The organism is Campylobacter sp. TJR-1 (genome assembly GCF_032840035.1).
In the GTDB taxonomy this organism is placed as follows: Bacteria; Campylobacterota; Campylobacteria; order Campylobacterales; family Campylobacteraceae; genus Campylobacter; species Campylobacter fetus.
This window is the reverse complement of record NZ_JAWIZX010000002.1, coordinates 212,023-234,319: the sequence shown is the minus strand read 5'-3', so window position 1 is coordinate 234,319 and position 22,297 is coordinate 212,023. Positions and strand designations below refer to the sequence as shown.

29 protein-coding genes and 1 other RNA gene are annotated in these 22,297 nt (G+C 32.8%); 11 read left to right on the top strand and 19 right to left on the bottom strand.

Annotation, left to right across the window (positions count from 1 at the left end):
* Positions 1 to 21 precede the first annotated feature (21 nt).
* From RVY88_RS03140 to RVY88_RS03105, 8 genes are all read right to left on the bottom strand, one after another.
* Positions 22 to 798 carry a TIGR02757 family protein gene (locus RVY88_RS03140; protein WP_002848089.1) on the bottom strand — a complete coding sequence of 259 codons (777 nt, stop codon included), beginning with the start codon at positions 796 to 798 and terminating at the stop codon, positions 22 to 24.
* Between the two features lie 2 nt (positions 799 to 800).
* Positions 801 to 2,654, bottom strand: coding sequence for a flagellar hook-associated protein FlgK (flgK, locus tag RVY88_RS03135; RefSeq protein ID WP_002848088.1), 1,854 nt, complete (start codon positions 2,652 to 2,654; stop codon positions 801 to 803).
* Position 2,655: 1 nt separating this feature from the next.
* Positions 2,656 to 3,090: a flagellar export chaperone FlgN gene (gene flgN, locus RVY88_RS03130; RefSeq protein ID WP_002848087.1), complete on the bottom strand. Its 435-nt coding sequence runs from the start codon at positions 3,088 to 3,090 to the stop codon at positions 2,656 to 2,658.
* Positions 3,091 to 3,129: 39 nt separating this feature from the next.
* Positions 3,130 to 3,333, bottom strand: a complete 204-nt coding sequence (locus RVY88_RS03125; RefSeq protein WP_002848086.1) for a flagellar biosynthesis anti-sigma factor FlgM — start codon at positions 3,331 to 3,333, stop codon at positions 3,130 to 3,132.
* A 56-nt stretch (positions 3,334 to 3,389) separates the two neighbouring features.
* On the bottom strand, positions 3,390 to 3,689 hold the full coding sequence (locus tag RVY88_RS03120) for a rod-binding protein (RefSeq protein ID WP_002848085.1): 300 nt from the start codon (positions 3,687 to 3,689) through the stop codon (positions 3,390 to 3,392).
* Complete coding sequence (locus RVY88_RS03115) at positions 3,690 to 4,727, bottom strand: flagellar basal body P-ring protein FlgI (RefSeq protein WP_024305270.1); 1,038 nt, start codon at positions 4,725 to 4,727, stop codon at positions 3,690 to 3,692.
* Positions 4,728 to 4,800: 73 nt separating this feature from the next.
* Positions 4,801 to 5,376, bottom strand: coding sequence for a 16S rRNA (guanine(966)-N(2))-methyltransferase RsmD (rsmD, locus tag RVY88_RS03110; protein WP_223261882.1), 576 nt, complete (start codon positions 5,374 to 5,376; stop codon positions 4,801 to 4,803).
* Positions 5,366 to 5,713 carry a hypothetical protein gene (locus RVY88_RS03105; RefSeq protein ID WP_002848081.1) on the bottom strand — a complete coding sequence of 116 codons (348 nt, stop codon included), beginning with the start codon at positions 5,711 to 5,713 and terminating at the stop codon, positions 5,366 to 5,368. Before RVY88_RS03105 ends, rsmD begins: the two co-directional genes overlap by 11 nt.
* Positions 5,714 to 5,834: 121 nt before the next feature.
* On the opposite strand from RVY88_RS03105, the gene RVY88_RS03100 reads away from it, so the two are divergent.
* From RVY88_RS03100 to RVY88_RS03085, 4 genes are read left to right on the top strand one after another with little or no spacing between them, the layout of a single operon-like run.
* Positions 5,835 to 6,215 carry a FlaG family protein gene (locus tag RVY88_RS03100; RefSeq protein WP_002848079.1) on the top strand — a complete coding sequence of 127 codons (381 nt, stop codon included), beginning with the start codon at positions 5,835 to 5,837 and terminating at the stop codon, positions 6,213 to 6,215.
* A gap of 3 nt (positions 6,216 to 6,218) precedes the next feature.
* Positions 6,219 to 8,042, top strand: a complete 1,824-nt coding sequence (gene fliD / locus RVY88_RS03095; protein ID WP_162167266.1) for a flagellar filament capping protein FliD — start codon at positions 6,219 to 6,221, stop codon at positions 8,040 to 8,042.
* A 10-nt stretch (positions 8,043 to 8,052) separates the two neighbouring features.
* The gene (fliS, locus tag RVY88_RS03090) at positions 8,053 to 8,442 is read left to right on the top strand and encodes a flagellar export chaperone FliS (protein WP_002848078.1); all 390 of its coding nucleotides are present in this window, start codon (positions 8,053 to 8,055) and stop codon (positions 8,440 to 8,442) included.
* Positions 8,426 to 8,641: a hypothetical protein gene (locus RVY88_RS03085; protein ID WP_010403374.1), complete on the top strand. Its 216-nt coding sequence runs from the start codon at positions 8,426 to 8,428 to the stop codon at positions 8,639 to 8,641. The genes fliS and RVY88_RS03085 overlap by 17 nt, the downstream gene beginning before the upstream one ends.
* A gap of 12 nt (positions 8,642 to 8,653) precedes the next feature.
* Here the strand turns inward: RVY88_RS03085 and rnpB are convergent.
* The 4 genes from rnpB to RVY88_RS03065 all read right to left on the bottom strand — a co-directional run bounded on the left by rnpB (position 8,654) and on the right by RVY88_RS03065 (position 11,482).
* An RNA gene (gene rnpB / locus RVY88_RS03080) (RNase P RNA component class A) lies at positions 8,654 to 8,982 on the bottom strand.
* Between the two features lie 133 nt (positions 8,983 to 9,115).
* Entirely contained in the window at positions 9,116 to 10,249 is a 1,134-nt protein-coding gene (gene truD / locus RVY88_RS03075; RefSeq protein ID WP_010403376.1) for a tRNA pseudouridine(13) synthase TruD, read from the bottom strand.
* Positions 10,227 to 11,045 carry a thiamine-phosphate kinase gene (locus RVY88_RS03070; protein WP_002848076.1) on the bottom strand — a complete coding sequence of 273 codons (819 nt, stop codon included), beginning with the start codon at positions 11,043 to 11,045 and terminating at the stop codon, positions 10,227 to 10,229. The genes truD and RVY88_RS03070 overlap by 23 nt, the downstream gene beginning before the upstream one ends.
* Positions 11,024 to 11,482 (bottom strand): hypothetical protein, encoded by a 459-nt coding sequence (locus tag RVY88_RS03065; protein ID WP_167497326.1) that lies wholly within the window; start codon positions 11,480 to 11,482, stop codon positions 11,024 to 11,026. The genes RVY88_RS03070 and RVY88_RS03065 overlap by 22 nt, the downstream gene beginning before the upstream one ends.
* 132 nt (positions 11,483 to 11,614) lie before the next feature.
* Between RVY88_RS03065 and RVY88_RS03060 the strand changes: the two genes are divergently transcribed.
* The 6 genes from RVY88_RS03060 to RVY88_RS03035 all read left to right on the top strand — a co-directional run bounded on the left by RVY88_RS03060 (position 11,615) and on the right by RVY88_RS03035 (position 15,709).
* A complete protein-coding gene (locus RVY88_RS03060; protein WP_011731691.1) occupies positions 11,615 to 12,721 on the top strand; it encodes an aminotransferase class I/II-fold pyridoxal phosphate-dependent enzyme in 1,107 nt (368 codons plus the stop codon).
* Positions 12,702 to 13,316: a pimeloyl-ACP methyl esterase BioG family protein gene (locus RVY88_RS03055; RefSeq protein ID WP_162167267.1), complete on the top strand. Its 615-nt coding sequence runs from the start codon at positions 12,702 to 12,704 to the stop codon at positions 13,314 to 13,316. The genes RVY88_RS03060 and RVY88_RS03055 overlap by 20 nt, the downstream gene beginning before the upstream one ends.
* Positions 13,306 to 13,995, top strand: a complete 690-nt coding sequence (locus tag RVY88_RS03050) for a biotin synthase (protein ID WP_038452590.1) — start codon at positions 13,306 to 13,308, stop codon at positions 13,993 to 13,995. The genes RVY88_RS03055 and RVY88_RS03050 overlap by 11 nt, the downstream gene beginning before the upstream one ends.
* Positions 13,992 to 14,603, top strand: coding sequence for a dethiobiotin synthase (locus tag RVY88_RS03045; protein WP_162167268.1), 612 nt, complete (start codon positions 13,992 to 13,994; stop codon positions 14,601 to 14,603). Before RVY88_RS03050 ends, RVY88_RS03045 begins: the two co-directional genes overlap by 4 nt.
* Positions 14,600 to 14,980 carry an HIT domain-containing protein gene (locus RVY88_RS03040; RefSeq protein ID WP_002848066.1) on the top strand — a complete coding sequence of 127 codons (381 nt, stop codon included), beginning with the start codon at positions 14,600 to 14,602 and terminating at the stop codon, positions 14,978 to 14,980. Before RVY88_RS03045 ends, RVY88_RS03040 begins: the two co-directional genes overlap by 4 nt.
* Before the next feature lie 162 nt (positions 14,981 to 15,142).
* The gene (locus tag RVY88_RS03035; RefSeq protein ID WP_002848064.1) at positions 15,143 to 15,709 is read left to right on the top strand and encodes a YceI family protein; all 567 of its coding nucleotides are present in this window, start codon (positions 15,143 to 15,145) and stop codon (positions 15,707 to 15,709) included.
* Positions 15,710 to 15,769: 60 nt separating this feature from the next.
* On the opposite strand, the gene RVY88_RS03030 is transcribed toward RVY88_RS03035, so the two are convergent.
* From RVY88_RS03030 to galU, 3 genes are all read right to left on the bottom strand, one after another.
* Positions 15,770 to 16,207, bottom strand: coding sequence for a Dps family protein (locus tag RVY88_RS03030; protein ID WP_002848063.1), 438 nt, complete (start codon positions 16,205 to 16,207; stop codon positions 15,770 to 15,772).
* A gap of 204 nt (positions 16,208 to 16,411) precedes the next feature.
* A complete protein-coding gene (locus RVY88_RS03025; RefSeq protein ID WP_065844681.1) occupies positions 16,412 to 17,617 on the bottom strand; it encodes a glucose-6-phosphate isomerase in 1,206 nt (401 codons plus the stop codon).
* On the bottom strand, positions 17,604 to 18,434 hold the full coding sequence (galU, locus tag RVY88_RS03020; RefSeq protein WP_058908926.1) for a UTP--glucose-1-phosphate uridylyltransferase GalU: 831 nt from the start codon (positions 18,432 to 18,434) through the stop codon (positions 17,604 to 17,606). Before galU ends, RVY88_RS03025 begins: the two co-directional genes overlap by 14 nt.
* 75 nt (positions 18,435 to 18,509) lie before the next feature.
* Here galU and RVY88_RS03015 point away from each other — a divergent pair, with 75 nt between their 5' ends.
* Positions 18,510 to 19,127 carry a YigZ family protein gene (locus RVY88_RS03015; RefSeq protein ID WP_162167269.1) on the top strand — a complete coding sequence of 206 codons (618 nt, stop codon included), beginning with the start codon at positions 18,510 to 18,512 and terminating at the stop codon, positions 19,125 to 19,127.
* 49 nt (positions 19,128 to 19,176) lie between these two features.
* Here the strand turns inward: RVY88_RS03015 and thiH are convergent, their stop codons facing one another.
* The 4 genes from thiH to thiS all read right to left on the bottom strand — a co-directional run bounded on the left by thiH (position 19,177) and on the right by thiS (position 22,252).
* On the bottom strand, positions 19,177 to 20,337 hold the full coding sequence (gene thiH, locus RVY88_RS03010) for a 2-iminoacetate synthase ThiH (protein WP_002848057.1): 1,161 nt from the start codon (positions 20,335 to 20,337) through the stop codon (positions 19,177 to 19,179).
* Positions 20,338 to 20,358: 21 nt separating this feature from the next.
* Positions 20,359 to 21,120, bottom strand: coding sequence for a thiazole synthase (locus RVY88_RS03005; RefSeq protein ID WP_002848055.1), 762 nt, complete (start codon positions 21,118 to 21,120; stop codon positions 20,359 to 20,361).
* Positions 21,113 to 21,916, bottom strand: coding sequence for a sulfur carrier protein ThiS adenylyltransferase ThiF (gene thiF / locus RVY88_RS03000; protein ID WP_238389020.1), 804 nt, complete (start codon positions 21,914 to 21,916; stop codon positions 21,113 to 21,115). Before thiF ends, RVY88_RS03005 begins: the two co-directional genes overlap by 8 nt.
* A 135-nt stretch (positions 21,917 to 22,051) precedes the next feature.
* Entirely contained in the window at positions 22,052 to 22,252 is a 201-nt protein-coding gene (gene thiS / locus RVY88_RS02995) for a sulfur carrier protein ThiS (RefSeq protein WP_011731687.1), read from the bottom strand.
* Positions 22,253 to 22,297 lie beyond the last annotated feature (45 nt).

Below are 22,297 nucleotides of genomic sequence, written 5' to 3'. Positions count from 1 at the left end.
TAATATTAAATTTACTTTACTTCATATGTTTTTTAAATTTGATTTTACATTATCAAGCTCTTTACTTTGACCTATTCTGTATAATGCAAAATCATATTTTATCGGATCAAAAGCATCAAAGTTTTTTAAATTTAAAGTTATCTCTTTAGCCGCTTTAAAATCATAACTTTTCCTATCGCAAAGCCCCAGAGCAAGACTAACTTTATGCGTATGAGTATCAAGAGGAATTATTAACTCGCTTTTTGGCAAATTTTTAAACAGACCAAGATCGATATCGCTATCTCTAACCATCCATCTAAGCCACATATTATATCGTTTATATGGACTTTTGGGTTCGTTTTGATAACTTCTGCCAAAGAAAAACTCATAACCGTCGCTTCTATAGTCGTTCAAATCATAAATTTTATTTATAAGCGAATTTATTCCGTCTATCATAAGTCCATTTTTATCAAACCCACTTTTTATAATAGCTTGTATATCTTCTTGCGCCGCTCTTTTTATAGTGATAAAAATATTTGACACGTCTTTTGGATTTTGAAATCTATAAAGTCGTTTTTGAGCCAATATCTCTTTTTCTATAATCTGATCGCTTAAGCTTAAAAGTTCGAAATCCAGCGAATTTAAGAATTTCACTATAGCTTTAGCATTTCCGTAAGCGAAAAGTGCGCAAATAAGACTTATATGCACGTTTTTAAATTTAGCCGCCACTTGCAGCGGATCGGCTTCTAAATAGAGATTTTCTAAAGTATTTTTCTCTTTTAAAGCTCTTTCTAAAATTTCTTTTAAACCATAATTCATAATTATTGTTTCATTCCTATAAGGGTTTCTAACATTTTTTCTACTGTTGTGACTATCTTTGCAGCCGCCCCGTAACTTGATTGAAATTTAATTAAATTTCCAAGTTCTTCATCCATATTTACACCACTTATAGACTGAAACTCTGCATTTACACTTTTATAAAGAGATAAATTTGTGTTATTTAAAGCATTAACGGATTCAGTTTTTGACGCTATATCGGTAGTTAAATATCTATAATACCCAGTTATCGTTTCAGATCTTATAGTTCCGTCATTTGCATAGAAATTTAGACTTTGATATTGAAGATTTATCATAGCGTTTGCCATACTATTATCTCCATCTACCGGAGCTTTATTTCCTTTAATCTTTGAAGTATCGCTTGCTAATGATGATTCTATTTTGATATTTGAAGCGCTGTCTCCTTCAAAAAACTGGCTCATTCCAAATACTCCGGGGAAATTTGTTCCTTTATCCTCTATCGCCATAGTATATTCGCCGGATGAAAAAAGAGGAGAAAAACTTAGATGACCAAGTCCTGTTTTCTCATCATAGTTAAACTTTGCAGTGAAAAAATCATTAACATCGTCATTTAAGTTGCCGTTATTATTATCATCGGTATCTGAGTTAAAGTCGCCGACTATTGAATTTCCTTGTTTTGTATCGTCCATGGTTGTTGAAGAGTTTACATTTATAGTTTTTCTTGCTACTTCCACGCCTTGAGAGTTATAGATTATAACATCAAAATTACCGCTTTGAACATTTTGATCAAAGTTTTGAAGAGTTGTGTTTGGTTTCATCTGCGAAAGATCGGTTGAACTCATACCTTCTTGAGCTGCGCTGGCGTATATATTATTTGTTTGTATTATTAATGTCTTTGCAAAAGTATCGAGATTATTTCTAAACTCAGTTATCATACCATCTTTGACTTCTCCATTATCGCCCATAGTTCTGCCTCTTAGATCAAGCATGGCACCAAGTTTGCCGCTATTTATCTTTGAAGCCATATCGACTCTCGTACCGTCATTTAACTCATAATATATATTTGTAAATCCATCTTTATTTCCATTAGTATCAAGAGTAAGAGGATGAAAATTTACTCCATCTATCAGCGTTATGCCGTCTATATTAAGATTATAGTTTCTTCCTTGATCAGTAAGAGTACCTCCAAAAGTGCTATTACTCGAAATATCATTTTTAAATGTTGAGATGTTTAAAATATTTGCCAAAGTAAGCTCTAGCTGATCTCTTTTATCTCTTAAATCATTTGCGTTTTGAGTCGTGCCTGTTTCTACTTTTTGAATTTGAGCATTTAAATCTGCTATTTGTTTGCCGATCCTGTTTATCTCATCTACTGCTAATTTTACTTGCTCATTTATATTATTATGAACTGTTTTTAGCTGAGAAGATGTATCGTTTAATCTATTTGTTAAAGTGCTGGTTAAATTTAAAAGATTAGTTTTTTGTGCACTTTCATACGGATGAGACGCAAAATTATTCCATGCGCCAAAGTAATTTTCTATATCTTTTAAAAGTCCGGTATCTTTAAGATCTGGAAATCTTTGAGCTATTTCTTGAAGAACTTGCTGTTTGTATGCGGTATTTTCTTTATTTGTCGTTGCAGTTTTGAGCTTGTCAAATGTAAATTCATCATGAATTCGTATTATAGTATCTATCCTAGTTCCCATACCAACATCGCCCGGAGAAGTATGAAGCGGAGTTGTAGCCGACTGCACAACTCTTTGTCTAGTATAGTAATCACTATTTATATTTGTTATATTTTGCCCGGTTACTTGGATCTGGAGCTGAGCGGCGTTTAGCCCTGATGCTCCTGTATAAAGCGAATCGAATATTCCCATCTCAAACCCTTAATTTAAAAAGTTGCTCTGGCGAAAGAGATTCTGAGCCATATGTTCCTGATCCAGAGTCGCTGCCAAACATTGACTTTAATAAAGAGTCGTAAAATTCCTTTACTACAATAACAGATTTTGCGTACTCTTTATTGACTTTTTGTAAAGATACAAGAGATTCTCTCAATTTTGATAGTTTCTCTTTTATATCATCGCAAAGTATATCAGCAAGATCTGTTCCATTATTTTCTTTAGCTAGTTTTACTAGTTCATTATCTAATAATGTTTTTGTATTTTCAAATTTTTTTATAAGTTCGGATTTTAACCTTGTGTGTTCTGCGACAAAAGAATGGTCTGCATTTTTTATATTTTCTATATCGGCTTTGGTTATTTTTATCAGCTCTTCAAGATGTAAAACAGCATCATCTAAATATTTTTCTAACATAGCTCTTACTCCCTTTTTTTTCTCAAAGGAGTAAGAGATTTACATAAGTGAGTCAGCTATCTTTTTTGCTAATTTATCGATATCTACTTTATAAGTACCGTCATTTATCTCTTTAGCTATAGTTGCTACTTTGCTATCGTTATTACTACTTTGAGTTTGTGTTGTTTGTTCACTTTTTTTTGTTTCATTTTTAGGTGCTGACAAACCTGAGTAAGCAGCGCCTACACCTACAGAACTTATCATGTTCGATCCTTTTTAACCATATATTAATGACTAAATCGGACATATAAGCTTTTTATTTAGTTTCTTTCTTTCAAAAAATTAAATAACATCTCACTAAATCCCAATCCTCCGCTTAAAGCTTTACTCATCGTATCATTATACATAGACGAATATATCTTATCTCCAGCATCTTGAGGAAAAAGACTATTTTCATTTTTAATAGATATATCTAAAACCTCTTTTAACAAAAATGCTTCAAATGCATCCGTCTGCTCTCTTAAAAGTTCATCATTTTTTGAATCTTTTAAATTTGAATTTATGCTTGATGTACTAAGAGAGTTGTAAGAATCCAAAGCTAAACTATTATCTACTTGCATCTATATTATCTCCACTCCGGCGTGTATCGCGCCTGCTCTTTTTAAATTTTCAATTATCGCTATAATATCTTTTGGAGTAGCTCCTAGTTTATTTAAAGCTCTTGTTACATTAGCTACTGTTGTTTTTGCTGCATCAATTTTTAACGTATTCGTAGTAGTGTCTATCGCTGCTCCGCCTATGTCCACATCATTGGCATTTGCTGCTGCTGGATTATAAGCATTTGGTTCAATTTTTATAGTGATGGCGCCATGCGATATCACAACTGGATCTATAGTGATATTTACACCGCTTACTACAGTTCCGGTTCTTTCATCAATAACAACTTTTTCATCGGCTTTATAATCCATATCCACTTCCAGAACTTTAGCTAAAAACTCGACCATATTTGTATTTGCCGGTTTGGTAAGTTTTACCGTTCTTGGATCTATAGCCATAGCAGCTTGAACTCCGAATTTTGTGTTAATGGCATTTTGCATTCCGACTGCTGTTTGGAAACTAGAGTTTTTAAGACTTAAATTTGCGGATTGCTGTGTATAGATATCGAAATTTACCTCTTTTTCAACAAGACCTCCTGCAAGAATTGTGCCTACAGTAGGATGATTTCCGCCTTTACTAGTACCGCCACCCAAAGTAAGTGCTCCTTGTGCAAGAGCGTATATATCACCGTCAACGCCTTTTAAAGCTGTTAAAAGAAGCGTTCCTCCAACAAGATTTTTAGCATCTCCTATAGAGCTTATAGTAACATCTAACTTATCTCCTTGCCTTGCAAAAGGAGGAAGTTTCGCAGTAACCATAACAGCGGCAGTGTTTTTTGATTTTATATCATTTGGATTTATTTTGACATTTACTGTTTGTAGCATATTTGACAAAGACTGAATGGTAAACTCACTACTACTTCCGTCTCCGGTTCCATTAAGTCCAACTACCAAACCATATCCTATAAGCTGGTTGTCTCTTACGCCTACTATACTTGCAAGATCTTTGATTTGAGCAGCGTTTATAGTGCTAAGAAGTAGCGCGAACGAGATGATTTTTATAAATATTTTCATATGGACCCTTGCTTTATTTTGCAAGGATTAAAGCAATAATTATTCCAAATTTAATTTAAATTTAATGCTGCTTATAGTAGCTAAGCGTTGTTTTTCCAAATTTACGGCTTTTAAATTTAGAAAATCCGGCACAACTATCAGGAGAATTATAAGTTGAAATATGCTCTAAAACTATTAAAAATATCTTTGATTTATCAAGTGCAGAGATCATATCCCAAACTCTCTCATAAATTCCGCCAAATCCATCTCTGATATCAAACGGAGGGTCTATGTATAATACTATATCATCATTTTCATTTACTATTTGAGGAGTTATTTTAAACGTATCAGCATTGATCGCAAGTATATTTTGGTCGTTTAAGTTATCGATATTTTTCTTTGTAAATTTATACGAATCCCTATCTAACTCGACAGCATATGCTTTAGCCGCATAGTTGCTAAGCGCTTCGGCAGCCATAAGTGCACTTCCTCCAAATACTTCTATAAAAACTTTACCGACTATATCTTGTCTCGCTGCGCTAAAAAATGACTCTTTTACTATAGATTTTGTACTTCTTGTTGTATTTAAACTCGGTAAAAATAGCTTTTTCCCTTTGAATCTGCCACTACTAATAGTCGTCGTCAGACTACTTTTCATATTCATCTTTTATAATATTTATTAAATCACGCTTAAAATTATCGACTAAATTTGAAACTCTCTCTTCTAAGCTTGAAGGGCTCTTTTTTACATAGTTTTGATTTCTTATTTGCATAGCGGAATAAAACTCTTCTAGCGTATTTAATAGCGTATCTTTTGTAAATGGCACACTAAGATATGGTGATTTTTCGCTTATTATGAAAACAGGTTTATCCGAAACCGTTTTTTTATCTGATATGATAAAATCGCACTCTTTTTTAGGCGCGTAGTAACCGTCCAAAAATAGTCTTAGACTCTGTGCAAGAAGTACGCAGTCGCACTCTATCGATATTTTCATAGAATCTCCTTATGCATCATTCTAGCATATTTAATATAATATTTCAACTATAACTATAAAGCTTTATGCAGTAATTACCGATATAATAAAAGTTAGATTTTATATTTCAAAGGATTTAAAGATGGAAATTTTTAAGGTAGCCTCGCAGCAAATAGATAATTCCGTTGCTTTAAATACTAAGCAAAATAGCAACCAAACAAGAGAAGTTGAGCAAGCAAAAATACAGCAAAACGTAGCGCAAGAACGCTCTAACCAAAATAAAGGCAATAATGAACAAGACTCAAAGCGTATAAGCGACATAGTAAATAAGCTAAATGACAACATGGAGACTCTAAACACAAACATAAGATTTGGTTTTAATGATAAAATTAGCTCTATGTATGTGAGCGTAACAGAAGCTGATAGCGGTAAAGTTATCAGAAAAATACCGACTGAAGAGATTATGAAATTAACAGAGCATTTTAAAGAGATTGTCGGTGTGATCTTTGATAAAAAGGAATAAAAAATGGCTATTAATACTGAAAAGTCCCAACTTGGATTGGGAAGTAGTAATGTTCTTTCGTGGGATATTCTTGATAAACTAAAATCAGTTGATACAAAAAATTTAGTATCAACGATAGATACTAAAATTCAAACAAATTTGACTCAACAAAAAGACTTAACAGCCATAAAAACACTATTAAGCAATTTTAAAAGCAACGTATCATCACTTACTGATGATACTAGCTACTTAAAACGCTCGGTATCTAGCTCAGGAAGCGGAAGCGCTACTGTAGATGCAAGTACCGGAGTTAATGAACAAACAATGAAAATTAGGGTATCTCAACTAGCTAGTCAAGATGTATATCAGTCTAAAAAATTTGAGCTAAAAAACGAATCTGTTTTAAGTCCGGGTTCGGCTGAAACAAGTTTTAAGTTAAGCATAGGATCAGACTCATATGAGATAGAGATCAATGCTTCAACTACGCTTGAAGATATAGCAAACAAAATAAATGAAGCAACAGACGGCAAAATTCAAGCAAAAGTTTTAAATGTCGGAGGAGAAAATCCATATAGTTTAGTTATCCAGTCAAAAGATAGCGGAAAAGATAACGAAATAAGTTTTAGCTATGTACAAGATAGCGCAGGAAGTATAGACAACTCAAAAAATTTAATGAAATCTTTAGGATTTATGTTTAAAGATCCAAGTACGACTTCTCCTGGCGAAAAGCTAACTATGATGACAGAAGATGAGATAAAAGATGCAGCATTAACAGATAAGACTATCGATACTTCAAATTTAGCTTCAAGACTGCAAACTGCTCAAAACGCTATATTTGAATATAACGGAATAGAGATAACAAGAGATACAAACTCTATAAGCGATCTCATAACCGGAGTCACTATAAAGCTAAATAAAGTGGATAAAGAAGGAGAAAGCTCGAATTTCGACATTAAACAAAATACAGAAGGTATAGTTCAAGACGTAGAAGGCTTAGTTAACAGTTACAATAATCTTATGAATAATTTATCAGTAGCAACTTCTTATAATTCAGAGACAGGAGCTAGCGGAACATTTCAAGGCGTAAGCGAAATAACGCAGATAAAATCAAAAATTAACCAGATAATAAACGGAGTCTCAAAAGACGGAAAATCAATTCAAGACTTTGGATTATCTCTAAGCAGTGATGGTCTTTTGAAACTAGAAGCTAGCAAACTTAAAGATGCTTTATCGAACAATTTTGATAATTTTAAAAACTTTTTTAGCTCAAAAACAGAGTATACAAACGTATCTACAACAGGAACAAAAGCCGTAGAAGCAGGAGAGCTTCAAGGAAGTTTAACTATAAACGGTAAAAATATAGATATCAAAACCGACTCTGCAAACAATAGCAATCAAAACGCAAAAGATATACTAAAAGCTATCACTAGTGCAGGTATAGACAACATCGCTGTAACTATAGATAAAGACGGAAAACTAGTAATAAAAGGTAGCGGTGGAGAAAATTTAGAAATAAAAGGCGACTCTACTTTTTTAGAAAAACTAGGTTTAAAAGAAACTGAACTTAAAGGAAGCTCAGAAGTTACCGGAGGATTTTTCAAACAGTTAAAGGATACTTTAGATTCATTTATAGGAACTAAGGGATCGCTAGTTACGTACGAAGAGAGCCTAGTTAGCAACAACAAACAGCTAACAAAAGAAAAAACAAACAATGAGGAAAGTATTACCAAAAAGTATGAAACTATGGCTGAAAAATGGGTGCAATATGATAGCATGATAGCAAAGATCGAACAGCAGTTTTCTACGCTAAAAACCATGATAAATGCACAACTAAACTCTAAATCTTAAGGATGATGGTATGCAATCAAATGTAGCTTACGCAGCTTATAACCAAAATAATATCGGTATAGAATCTCCACAAAAGCTTATCACTATGCTTTATGAAGGAGTTTTGAGATTTATCTACCGTGCAAAAAAAGCGATAGACGATGGAGATATAGAAACAAAAGTTCAATTTCTAAATAAAACAAATGCGATATTTTTTGAACTTATAAACTCTTTAGATATGAATCAAGGAGCGATATCGCAATACTTAAATGGACTTTACGCAAGGCAAATTCAGCTCATATCTCTAGCAAATAGCACAAACGATAAAGCTCCGCTAGATGAAGTAATACACGTAACAAGGGAGCTTCTTGATGCATGGAGAGACGTTACGAAAGAAGAGTCAGATGAAGTGGCTAGATGATTTTAAGAGTGCTTTGGTAAATGAAGATCTAAATAAAATAGAGTATTTGATAAACAACTATCCAAATAAAATGGATATAGAAGAGATGCAATGCGCAGCAGCTTTATTGGAAAATGCAGCAGCGATATATAAACGAAAACAAAAAGAGTTAGACGTAGAGTTTCAAAAAGTTAAAAAAGCTAGAAAATATAGCTTCTAAACTAAAAGCTACTTTGTAGGTGCGATGATAAGCCGAGTTCTGTTATGGTAGCTATTTATCTAGTTTTGATATTGTATCAAACTCAAGCGAAGGGTTGAGCATAAGACTCCAAACCGTCCCTTCTTGCTGCAAGTTGGGTTTACATAGCTATAAGTATCTCTACTTATACTGGTGGGCTCTTACCCCGCCGTTTCACCATCACCGTTAAATTTCTTTAGCGGCAGTTTCCTTTCTGTTGCACTTTCCCTTAGGTTTCCCTAGCCACCCGTTAGGTGGAACTCTGTCTTATTGCAGCTCGGACTTTCCTCAAGATAATATCTTGCAACTACCCATCGCACCGGCTGTTATTTTAACTAAAATATATTAAAATAGATATAAATTCAAAAGATCAATAAAGTTTTTTAAATTTATACCGATATTATATGTTTAAAATCGATAGTATGTGAATACTTGTGGGAGAAAAACTCCCACTTTTTACTCTTCAAAAATATCTCTACCTAAAATTTCGCGCAAAACAACAGTAGCATATGAACCTTTTTGTAGCGCAAAACTTATGCTAAACTGTGCGGATTCTTCATTATATTTATATTCTAAATTATCAATCCACATCCAAGCAAATCGTCTTGAACCGCTTACAAAAGAACTAAATTTATAAGCGTCTCTAAATATTTCATCTTCTAAACTCTTTGCAACTCCTGTACTTTCATACGCTTTAGAACCGATTATCAATCCGCAGCTTGTTCTGTCTCTTGCTCCAAATTTAGCAACCTCGGCTTCTAAATCTTCGCATAAAAACACCTTTCCAAAAGGATAATGACCTAAAACTTCGCCTTGAAAAAGCTTAAAAAATTGTTTTTGGGATTTTAAATTTTTTATAGTAGTTTTATCAAATTTATATATATCTTCAAGCTCCCTGGCGCTAAAATCTTCACTAAAACGGCTAATTTCCACTCTCTTGCTTAGCCATTTGTTAAAAAGATCGCTCTGATAAGCTGAAATTAAAAAATCTCTTAACTTTGGATTTGCCTTTTTAAACATCGATTTATCACCGTTTAAAGCACTATTTAAAATTTCAAATCCACTATTTGCATTATCTCCAAATCTACCGAACCTCTGATAACCGAAATAATTCGGATAGCCGTTTTTATCGATAGTTTTTAAAGCCTCTTTAAGTTTAAGAGCTTCACTTCCTAAGACTTTTTTGAGACGAATAAAAAAGCTGTTTGATTTTAAGTGACCGATTCTTATTTTATTATTATGTTTTGTTATACTTAGGATTTTTAAATTTTCGTAGCTGAATTTTGAAATTTCATTTTCAAATTTAGCCGGCATACTAATAAATTGTGTTGTCATCCCCTCTTTATCTTTAAGCCCGGCATAACCAAAATCACGCATTTTTGCTCCGCTTTGCCTGCTTAAAACAGTAAGGGCTTCGGAAGTCGTCATACCTTTTTTTTGAATTTCAACAACGAGATGCTCACCGCTTCCACTAAAACTATAAAGAGGGTTTTCTCTAACTACAAAATCACTTGCGTTTTTACTAAAATGCGCGTTTATAGGCGAATGCGTAGTGCCTAAAAGCGGTTTAAAAATGGCTGTATTTTCCATATGATTTATATTTTCCTTTTATCAGTTTTCCTAATATATTTAGTTTAAGTCTACATTTTTTTGCTTCATTTTGCATACGTTTTAGATGTTTTTTACTCACCGTAAATAGAAGTTCATACTCTTCACCGCTTCTGAACTCATCTTTACTAAGTATATTTTTAAATTTGATTCCAAATTTAGAGCATATTTTTGGTAAATCGCTAGCCAACCCGTCGCTGATATCCATAGCACTGTGTATAAAAGGTGCTGCTTTTTTCATAAAATTTACTCTTAAAACAGGTCTTTTAAAACGAGAATTTTTCGGTAGATTTCCACCGTTTTGGAGAATTCTCAAGCCTTTTAAGGAGTCTCCTAGCTTCCCTGTATAGCATACTAAATCCCCCAGCCTAGAAGTATTTCTAAAAATAGGTTTTTTGGAGTTTAGGTATGATATTATCGTTAGGCTTATTATTATTTCGCTGCTTTTTATAGTGTCTCCGCCGACTATCTCAACATTAAAATCTTTCGCTGCGCTTTTTATACCTCTACAGATCTCATAAATATAGTTATTTGATATGTTTTTTGGAATACCAAGCCCTAAAAGCGCATATTTAGGAGTTGCGTTCATAGCTACCGCGTCACTTAAATTTACCAGCATTGCTTTTGTGCCGATCTCATAAGCGCTTAACCATTTACGTTTAAAATGCGAATTTTCAACAAACATATCTTTGCTAAGCACCATTTTGCCGACTACTGCTCCATCATCGCCGTTTAGTTTATGAGAAAAACGGTCTATTATACTCTGCTCTTTATCCACTCTTTAAGCTCCTGCCACGAAGCTGACGTATCAGCCATACTAATCACATCTTTATCAACGCAAAACTCGCAAATCGCTGTCACCTTATCATCATTCATAAATAGTTGACGATGAAAAAGCCCGGCTTCTTTAATGATCAAAGAAGCCCTGTTTATAGCGATCTTTATCTTTGCATCGTTTGCACTTTTTATCCAGCTTAAAAATATATCGTCATAGCTTAAATTTAAAGCTCCGGTACCATCTGGAAATACGACTATATCATATCCATAAAGCGACTGAGAGTAATTTGGTGAATTGAGCTTAAATGAGCCCTCGCAAGTTATCTCTTCTCTTAAAGAAGCAACTTCGAAATCAACGCTATTTGCTATAAAGAAATCATAAATTTTAGCAAAGCTAAGCATACTTATTCCATCATACAAGACTATGCAGCTCTTCACATATCACCTTTTGTTTTGCATAATATTAGCGAAAGCCGCATAAAATAGTCATAAATTTAAGATCTATTTGATATAATCTTACGACATAAATTTATTCACGATAATTAATTCAGTATAATAATTAGGTACAAAATGTTTGATATAAAAAAAGCCAAACAAGAAAGCAACTTTAGGGAGTTAAAAATATCTCAAAGCCATTCCAAATTTATAAACTATAGAGGCAAAACTCTTTTAAATCTCGGTAGCAACGATTACTTAGGCATAGCTACGAATATAAGTTTAAGAGACGAATTCTTAACAATCGCCAAACATAAAGAGTGGTTTTTTGGCTCTGGCGCGAGTAGGCTTGTATATACTTCAAGTAGCGAATTTAATGAGCTTGAAAGCTGGTTTGAATCGAAATTTGACGGTAAAAAAGCAACAATTTTTAACTCCGGCTACTGTGCAAATTTAAGCTGTATATCAGCCATAAATAGTCCAAATACTCTATTTTTAGCCGATAAATTAGCTCACGCTAGCATGATAGACGCTCTAAAGTTAGCCGGAGCAAATTTCAAAAGATATCCTCACAACGACCTTTTAGCACTTCAAAATTTACTCGAACAAAATCAAGATAAATTTGAAAATATTATAATATTAACAGAGACTATTTTCAGCATGGATGGGGATTTGCTAGATATCAAAAATCTTATAAATTTAAAAAAACGGTATAAAAATGTACTACTTTATATCGATGAAGCTCATTCATTTTTTATCAAAGACGAATTAGGTCTAGCAAAAAGCAGCCAAACAGATACCGATGTGGATTTTTTACTTGTAACTCTTAGCAAAGCGGTCGGGGGAGAAGGAGCTGTTATACTTAGCGATAAAGAGTATAAAGATATTTTTATAAACTCGGCTAGAAGCCTGATTTACTCTACTGCCATTCCTAGTATAAATATAGCATGGACGAACTTTATACTAAACAAAGATTTTAGCCGCGAAAGGACAAATTTAGAAAAAAATATCAAATTTTTAGATCTTGGCACAACTCACATATGTCCATTTATGACCTATGAAAACGATAAAACTCTAGAACTCGCAAATAAAATTTTTGACTCTGGATATTTTGTACCGGCAATCCGTCCCCCAACAGTACCTAAACATAATTCAAGACTTAGGATAAGCTTAAGAGGAGATATAGAAATAGGCGAATTATCAAATTTAAAAAAGATTTTAGATGAAAATAGATATCATTAAAAAAGACGGTAAAAAACTAATTTTGTTATTTTTAGGCTATTCATTTACGCCTAGTTGTGTAGAACATTTAGAAGTAGGAGATTTCGCTTTAGCGGTTATTTACGACTATAGCGAACTTGAGTTTGATCATAGTTTTTTAAAAGATAAAGATATTTATCTAGTGTCTTGGTCAATGGGGGTTTGGGCTGCAAATTTGGTATTAAAAAATATATCTTTAAAAAAATCAATAGCCATAAACGGAACTCCGTTTGGTATAGATGAAAAATACGGTATAAACGCAGGTAATTTTTATAAAACAATAACGAATTATGATTTTGAAAACTTCAAAAAGTTCTGTTTTTTAGGAATTCCACCAGAAAAAATCTCAAATTTTAAATTCAATACAAACGCAAAATTCGAACTACTTAATCTCTATAAAAACGCTATAAAACCGTGTGATAACAACATTTGTTGGGATAAAGCGATTATAAGCAAAAAAGATTTGATCTTTTCGCCAAAAGCATCTGAATGGTTTACATGTCAAAAAATATATATAAATGCTCCACATTTTGCATTTTTTAACTTTAAAAGCTTTGGAGATATAATTGAAATTTGAAAAAGCTATCAACTACGAAGAATTTGCAGTGGCTCAAAAATTTGCCGCTCTCAATCTCATAAATTTGTTAAAAAAATATACGCAAAACTTTAAGAATGTCTATGAAATCGGTGCTGGAAGCGGAGTTTTAACAAAGCTTTTTATACAAAATTTTAATTATGAACATTTAATTCTTAATGATATCTATAAAAGCGAATTTATGAATAATTTTTATATGGATATCGGAGATATAACTACTAAACAAATGCCAAAAAACATTGATATTATCATATCGAGCTCAGTATTTCAATGGATTGATGAGATTGAAAAACTATGTGATAAGATATTTCTAAGCCTAGAAAATAACGGAATACTTGCATTTTCTATGTTTATAAATGGAACTTTAAATGAACTTTCAAGCTTTACTAAAGATAGTTTAAATTATAAAAATACGGATCAAATCATAGATATTTTTGGAACCAAATTTGATATTTTAGAGTATAAAAATGGGGAATTTATAGCTAAATTCGGTAGTTTAAAAGAGCTTTTAACTCACCTTAAGCAAACAGGGGTAAATAACTTAAACGGGAGTTTTAAACTAACCAAATCAAATTTAAAAAGTCTTGAAACGCATTTTAATAATGATTTCAAACTAACTTATAAATTTACAAATATAATCTGCAAAAAAGGTAAAAAATGAGAAATATCTGTATCAGCGGTATTCATACGGATGCCGGAAAAAGCTGCATAAGTGCGGCTTTGTGTTATGCGTTTTCATACGAGTATTTTAAGTTAATACAAGCCGGAAATATAACCGATGAAAGTTTTGTAAAAAAAATTGTGCCAAATCTCAAATCACACTCTCCTGGCGTAATGCTGCAAACCGCTGCTAGTCCGCATGTAGGAATGATAAATGAGAACATACATTTTGACGGACTTAAAATAAAAATTCCAAAACCAGACGATATTTTAGTCGAGTTAGCAGGAGGACTTTACTGTCCGCTTGATGACAAATTTTACATGATCGACTATATCAAAATAGCAAATCTTCCTACGTTTTTAGTTTCTAAAAACTATCTTGGCAGCATAAATCACACTATTTTAAGCATAGAAGCCTTAAAAATGAAAAATTTAGAGATTTTGGGGGTTATTTTTAGTGGATCTAAAGATGAGCAAAGTGAGAATTATTTAAAGAAGCAGTTTAAAGATCTACATTTTTTTAATCTAGAAAACTTTGATGAAACAAGCTTTGAAAAAGCAAGTCTTAGATTAAAAGAACAAATTATAAAAGCGAGAGTAAAACTATGATATATGAAAATGAACTTATCTGCATTGAACTTGAAAAAAGCGAAATTCCTTGGGTAAAGGTATTTACAAAAAAAGAATTCAAAGAGATTAGCGATGTAGATGATGTGACTAGAAAATGGCTATTTGAAGCGGCTCTAATTACCGAAAAAACTATGCTTGATTTCTACTGCGCCGATAAAATAAATTGGGCAAGTTTTGCTAATTACGTTCCAAAAGTACATATCCACGTTCAAGCCAGATTCAAAGACGATAGCTTTTTTCCTGAGTCGATGTGGGGTACAAAACAAAGAGATGGTACGAAAAGGGATTTAAATATAGAAAAATTTACAAATCAACTCGTTTTAAATTTAAAAAATTATAACTTTATCAAAAAATAATATCTACTTTGCATAAAATTTATTAATATTTTTAAATTGAAAAAATTAACGTAGTTAATGAAATTTAAAAAATTATTAAATAGTATATTTATTGTATTGAAATTTAATATTAATTGTATTTTACATTGTACAATTATTTATATTTTATAAAAAAGGACAAAAATGACAAAGAGAATATTTGGATCTGCGTTGTGTGCAATGCTTTTAGTAGGTTTTGCAAACGCAGCAAACTACGATATAGATGTTACTCATTCAAGTACAAATTTCAAAATCAAACACCTAAGCGTGAGCAACGTAACAGGATCGTTTGACAAATTTAGCGGAATTGTTGATATAGAAAACGGTATACCAAAAAAGATAGATGCTATAATAAACGTTGATTCTATCAATACAAGCAACACCGCAAGAGATAACCATCTAAAACAAGCTGATTTTTTCGATATTGCTAAATTTCCTGAAATGAAATTTGTTATGACCGAATTTAAAAAAGATGGCGATAACGAAGGTAAAATTATAGGAAATTTAACTATAAAAAATGTAACAAAACCAGTAACTCTAAACTATGAATTTGGCGGACAAAGCAAAAATCAAAAAGGAATTCAAATCGTTGGATTTAGCCTTGAGGGCAAGATAAAAAGAAGCGATTTTAGCTTTGCTCCAGATACAAGCACATTAACTTTAGGAGATGAAATTAAGATAAATATAGAAGTAGAAGCTGCAGCAAAATAAATAAAAAAAGGCGGATAAATCCGCCTTTCATATCAAAGTATCAGGTTTTAGTATCAAAAATTACGCTAAAGTAGAATTAAGCATCCAAATTTTCTTCTCATATGAACCGTAATGATCTTGAGCGATATTTGCAGTTGTTGTATCACCGGCTTTTTCAGCTGCCGCTTCAAGCTTTTTGAACTCTTCAACAAGATGTTTATAAGCTACTCTTAATTGTTCTATAACTTCTATAGCAGTATAGCTATCTTTTTGCATTACCGGAGCATGAGCAAGTTTTACAAGCTCTTCAGATTTTAAAATAGCTTTCCCGCCTATTTGTATAGCTCTTTCAGCTACATCATCAAATAGCTCTGCCATCTCTTCATATGCTTTTTCAGTATATTCGTGAATTGAGAAAAATTGAAGGCCTTTTACATTCCAATGATAGTCATGAAACGCAATGAAAAACGCATGAGCGTCTGCTTGAATTTGGTTAAGTTGTTTAACTACATTTGTCATTTTATATCCTTTATTTTTTAATTTCGAGAATTATATCAAATTATTCTTAAAAAGAAATAAATCTTAGATAAGAATTTTTATTATTTAGATACAGAATCTCTTATTAAGTAAATTATATAGTTTAAATGATAAATAAAAAACAAATATTGCCTATTTTGAACCCTATTTGTTGAATAATCATTATCAAAATACAAACAGACAAAATTAGTTATTTGATAGTAAATTTTTTAGTATTCTTTTAGAGGCTTCAACGCCAGGCTGATCATAAGTATTTACTCCGAGCATAAGTCCAGTAGCGCTTGTAAGAAGCTCGTAATAATAAATGAGCCAACCAGAGTGCCACTCATCTAATCTATCTACTAAAATCGTATCTATGCTGATATTTTCACTAAGTAAAGCTTGAATGGTAGATTTTGCTTGAGCATTTAAAAGCGTACTCATAGACACTTCATTTACAAAGTCGCACTCATCTAAATACTCAAGTTTTAAATTTGGAATACAAATGCTGCTTAAATGATCTTTTAAAATCAAAAACGTAACTGTTTTATCTTTTATTCCTTCCATTATAAGCTGCAAAAACGAGTGTTGATCTTTACTTCCTATAAGTCCGACCGGAGTAAGTCCCATTCGCTTATAACCGCGCTTTTTACCAAGACTCTCAGCCCATAACTGTACATACCAATCATTAAAACTATGAAATCTTTCACTATAGCTAAAAACTACATTTATCTTAGCGCTTTTATGCGTTGCATAGTGATATGCTTTTTGTAAAATTAAACTATCATCATCTTCTAAAAACTGCTTTTTACAAGAAACAGCACCGTCTAACAAGGATGACGTATCTGCTCCACATAATCCAAGCGGCACAAGCCCTATAGCAGATAATACGCTAAAGCGTCCTCCAACATTTTTTGGAATATTAAAAACAGTTATATTATGTAAATTAGCGTACTCTTCAAGAGGGCTTTGGGGATCGGTAATTATGATAAAATTTTTGTAATTTTTTGGCGAATAGAGATCTAAAATATACTTATAAATACTAATTGGCTCTATAGTCGTGCCTGATTTGCTAGATAAGATAAAAATACTGCTATCAAACTCGATATCTTTTAATCTATTTTCTATATAAAACGGATCAAGATTATCTAAAAATATAAGCTTAGTTTTTAAATTTAGCATTTCATAAAGTGCTTTCACGCCAAGCGAGCTTCCGCCAACTCCTATTAACACAACCGTGTTGAAATTTACATTTTTACGATACAAAGTAAGTTTTTCGCTTATCTCCTCACCAAAACTAGGCAGATGATAATAGCCGATCTCATCGTTATTTAGCTCTTCATTCATACGTCTTGCGTATGAGCTGATATTTTGCATATCCTTAAATGGAAACTTCAGCTCATTTACTACCATTGTCACTCTCATAGAAGAAATTCGTAGCTTCGACAAATCCGCTAACAGAACCACAATCAAATCTTCTTCCTTTAAATTTATAAGCTAAAACCATACCGTTTTGAGCCTGTTTTAAAAGCGCGTCTGTTATCTGAATTTCACCGTTTTTGCCCGGTTTTGTAGATTCTAATATCTCAAATATATCGGGCGTAAGTATATATCTGCCTATGATAGCAAGATTTGTAGGGGCTTCATCTGGACTTGGTTTTTCTATCATATCATTTACCATTAAAAGATCATCTTCTATAAACTTGCCATTTACAACACCATAACTACTGATACTCTCTTTAGGAACTTCCATAACCGCTACTATGCTACAGCGGTATTTTTCATAAATTTTCGCCATCTGAGCTAGAACATTTTCACCATCTTCGTTTATACACAAATCATCGGCAAGTATAACACCAAAAGCTTCATCTCCTACTAAAGTTCTACCAGTATATATCGCGTCTCCTAGACCTTTCATACTACTTTGACGAGTAAATGAAAAGCTACAAGAATTCATAAGATCTCTTATCTCGGTAAGAAGATACTCTTTTTTAGTCCCGGCTATTTGGTGCTCAAGCTCATAACTTATATCAAAATAATCCTCCAAAGCTCTTTTTCCTCGACCGGTGACAAATGCCATATTTTTCATACCGGCTTCTCTAGCTTCATCTACTCCGTAGTGAATAAGAGGCTTAGTAAGGATAGGAAGCATCTCTTTTGGCAAACTTTTTGTAGCTGGAAGAAATCTCGTACCATAACCGGCAGCAGGAAAAAGGCAAGTTTGTATCATATGGATAATCCTTAATTTTTTAGTAATTTTATCTTAAATTCATTTAAATTTAAATTTATCTGTTAAAATATATCCATGTTTATAGTAAATCAAATTTATACCGGCTCAAAAGAGATAAAAAAGTCAAATTTTATAAGCTATTTATGCCCTATAAATGAATTTGAAACTCTTCACAAAAAGCTAAAAGAAGATCATCCAAAAGCGGCTCACATAGTATGGGCGTACAGAAATTACAACAAACATTTTCAAATAGTAGAAAATTCCAGCGATGACGGTGAGCCAAAAAGCAGCTCCGGGCCACCTTGTCTTGATGTGCTAAGAGGAGCAAACCTTATAAACACGGGAGTTTTTGTTGTACGGTATTTCGGAGGAGTAAAACTAGGAGTCGGCGGACTTGTACGAGCATACTCCAGCATTGCAAATTTAGTGATAAATAACGCAAATTTGATCAAATTCGAAGTGCAAGATGAATGTCTGTTTTTTATACCGTTTGCCTTGTTGGCACGTTTTAATCATTACTTTGAAAAACACGGAGTAAAAGACGAAAAGAAGGAATTTGTAGAGCAAGGGTCTATTTATACTTTTAAATTTAAAAAAGAAGATTTTGAAGAGTTTTTTAAATTTGCAAAAGATTTTGAAATAGATGGATTTTACTTTCTTGCAGTGCCGATATTTGCCAAAGAAATTATCTAATTTTCATAAAATCTCTTGTCATATAAACACAACAAGAGATAATTTTAATTTATACGTAAATATAATCACTCATAACCGGCGTTAAACCGGCTTTTCTTATAGATCTTTTCATCTCTTCTACATCTCTACCGTCGCTGATCTCAAACTGAGAATCGCCTTTTTGCTCATCTTTTTTACCACCGTGCTCACCGATACCAACACTAACTCCGGCAGAAACTTTTGTTACTCCAAGTTTGATTGCGTTATCCCTAAAATGCGCACTTTCTCTAGTGCTAAGAGTGATATTTGCAAACGGTAAAAATAGACGATAAGCAACGATAACTTGCAAAAGCTCTCTCTCACCGACGTCTTTTGGATTAATCTTTTTATTGTTTATAATAGGTCTGAGTCTAGGAACTGAGATAGAAATCTCAGCATGAGGATACTTTGCTTGCAAAAGATAAGCATGAAGCCCTGTAGATAAAGCGTCTTTTCTCCAGTCATCTATACCTAAAAGAGCGGCAAAAGCAACCCCTCTCATACCGCCCATAAGTGCTCTTTCTTGAGCGTTTAGACGATATGGAAAAATGCGTTTATTTCCCTCCAGATGGATTTTTTCATATTTTAGCGGATTATAAGTCTCTTGAAATACGGTTACAAAATCCACGCCGCATTTGTGTAAAAATGCGTATTCATCCGAATTTAGAGGATAAATTTCTACTCCTACTACCTTAAAATAACGTTTTGCAAGCTCACAAGCTCTACTTATATAACTAAGCGGAGTTTTGCTTTGACTCTCTCCTGTAAGTATAAGAATTTCGTCTAATCCACTTTTTGCGATGTTTTCTAACTCACGTATAATGCCATCTTCTTCAAGCTGCGCACGTTTTATCTTGTTGTGTACATTAAATCCGCAATAAACACAGTTATTATCGCAATGATTTGCTATATACAAAGGTGTAAAAAGATAGATATTTTTTCCAAAATGCCTCTCTTTGATACTCATCGCTTCTTTTGCCATATCTTCTAAAAAGGGAGCTGCTTCAGGACTTAAAAGTGCCTTAAAGTCATATATACTTTTATTATTTGCATTAATAGCGCTTATAACATCATCTTGAGTAAAGTTTTCAAATTTAGTCTCTTCCCACTCTTTAAATATCTTATTCATCACATCATGGCTTATAACCTCTTGATGAGGAAGATAACGCATATGATCTGTTCTATCTCTCATTTTATATTCTCATTTTATCTTTTAATTTTCGCCTAAAAATCCAGTTAAAGGCGAACTAGCGCTTGCTATATTTTTTACCCTACCAAGTCCGGCTTTATAAGCAGTTCTTCCGGCAATTATCGCTTCGCAAAACGCTTTTGCCATAGCTCTTATATCTTTTGAAGTAGCAATAGCGGTATTTACCATAATAGCAGCACAACCCATCTCCATAGCAGCGCATGCCTCGCTAGGACGGCCTATACCCGCATCAACTATAATAGGAATATCTATCTCGTCAATCAAAATTTGAATAATATCTCGGTTTATAAGTCCTTTATTAGAACCGATCGGAGCGGCTAAAGGCATAACGGCACTTGCTCCAGCATTTACTAAATCTCTAGCGCAAGTTAAGTCTGGATACATATATGGCAACACTATAAAGCCTTCATTTGCAAGTTTTTCGGTAGCTTTTATAGTTTCGTAATTATCGGGAAATAGATATTTACTATCTCGAATGACTTCTACTTTTATAAAATTTCCGCAGCCCAACTCACGACTAAGTCTTGCTATGCGCAGCGCTTCATCGGCATTTCTGGCACCGCTTGTATTTGGTAAGAGAGTTACATTTTTTGGTATAAATTCGGTTATACTATCTTTGTCTTTATTTACTCTTCTTAAAGCAAGAGTTACTATTTGCGCTTTAGCGTCTTCTACACAAGCACTTATCAACTCTGGATCAAATTTACCAGAGCCCATAATAAATCTTGAGCTAAAACTAACTCCACCTAAAACAAGCTCATCCATTTTGTTTTACCTTATCTATTAATATTTCTAATATTTTATTTGCTTGATGCATAGCGCATATTCCGACTCGCGGCGCCATAAGTCCATTTCCTATACTAGCCGCACTTACTAAATCACCGCAAACATAGAGATTATTTGCCATTTTTATAGTTTTTATATCTTCATTTCTACCGTATCCGGCCATTCCGCTAGCTGCTATTATCATCTTTTTAGTTAAAGAATTTATTATCATAGCTTTTGACTTTGGATTATCAAAACATTCAGCTACTACGTCACACTTTTGAAAAACTTCATTCACATTTGTCTCTTCAAGTCTTATGGTTTCAAACTCAACTTTTACAAATGGATTTATAAGACTTAAAGTTTCACTTAAAGCCTCAGTTTTAAAACGTCCGATATCTTTTATAAAATACTGCTGACGATTTAAATTTGAAGGATCAACAGTATCAAAATCAACTAATTTTAAGTAGCTCACTCCGACTCTAGCTAAAGCTATTGCTACGTTACTTCCAAGTCCTCCAAGTCCTGCTACGCCTACTTTTGCGCTTTTTAAAGCTATGTTGATCTCAGGAGAGTTTCTTGAACTCATCATCTCTTCTAAAAACTCTTTAGGAGGCATTTCTCCTTTTTTTATAAATACAACGCTATCATTATCATTTAAAGCTATATTGTCATTTGTAGCAAAACCTTTATATATAGTAAGCATATCGCTACTAATACCTAATTCGTTCCGTAACTCATTTAAATTATTTGCGTTAGTTTGACGTGTAATTGAATTAATTTTTATCGTTTTCATAACGTTCATTATAACAGAGTAAAACCAATTTTTTCTTAAAAGAAAGATTTTAAATTTAAAATATAAATTTGAGTGCAAAAAAGGCATAATAAGAATATATAAAATGATAAAGTATGGCATTAATGTATGTTTGGATTATCCTCCGCCTACAAATTCAACTATCTCCAAGCTTACATTTTCTCTTAATATAAACTCATTCCAAACACTTTTTGAAATGATCTCTCCATCACATTCTATAGCGATTCTATCTAAATTATAGCCATTTGTCTCTAACCACTTTTTTAGACTAAGGTTTTCATCTATATCTATGATATTTGAGTTAATTTTTATCTTCATCGCTAACCTTTTAATGAATTGATACTGTTTGATTATACGTTTTTG